The sequence below is a fragment of the Oleiphilus sp. HI0132 genome, assembly GCF_001635845.1.
Window position 1 is genome coordinate 1 of the sequence record NZ_LWGJ01000546.1, and the last position, 894, is coordinate 894.

General features: G+C 45.1%; 1 protein-coding gene. It reads left to right on the forward strand.

Features of this window, described 5'->3' with window-relative positions; translation table 11 throughout:
- Positions 1-56 precede the first annotated feature (56 nt).
- Positions 57-894 (forward strand): 7TM diverse intracellular signaling domain-containing protein (locus tag A3766_RS06560; RefSeq protein WP_197479385.1); only part of this gene is annotated, 838 nt, incomplete at its 3' end.

The following is an 894-nucleotide window of genomic DNA, read 5'->3' on the forward strand; positions in this document are numbered from 1 at the left end:
GCTTAAATACACTCTTTCTCATTTTTTTCCTATTTTTAGCCGGTGTATCTTCTGCATTGCAGGCCGAAAGTAATACGGCTCAAGCAAGCACGAATAAACTCCTTGTTATCGACCTGCGAGACAAAGATTGGTCTAGCAAACAATCTTTTAGCCTTGACGGCTATTGGAATACTTACTGGAACCGCTTCATTCCACCTCAGGACATCTACAAGACAGAAGAAAGCCCCATTAAATTTCCCGTTCCCGGTGTTTGGAATAAAAACCCCTATCGCTTTGTCGAGAATCAACGCGTTGACACAATGAAGGGTGAGCACATTCAAGAACAGCAGGTAATCTATCCTCCTCTGGGTCTTGCAACGTATCATGCAAAAGTTCTGGTGCCACAGAATTTGGAGCCTATCTATCTCTATATTCCTGACATGCCAAGCGCCTACAAGCTTTACATCAACGGCAATCTTAGCGCCCAAAACGGTAAGCCCGGTTATTATCAGAGCACTGAAACGCCTGAGTTTAGACCCAGAGTAATCAAACTCACCAATCATGCTAGCGAACTAGATATCGTGATTCATCTGTCTAATCACCATTATCGCGAGGGCGGCATATGGTTTAGTCTACGCATGACGGGCGAGGCCGGCCGTTTCAATATGGAGTATCGTCCGATCATATCGGCAGTCTTCTTTGGCTCAATTCTAATTGCAATCGGCCTGTATAATTTTTCATTATTCGCCTTCCGCTCAAAAGAGGTTAGCGCTCTATACTTTGGTCTATTGTGCTTGGCTGTGGGCTTCAGGCGCTTAATGATTGATGAGCGGGTTCTGCACTTATTTGACTGGTTCAGCTGGGCAAGCCTCCAACGCCTTGAGCATTTAAGTTTTTACCTGACGCTTCCTTTCT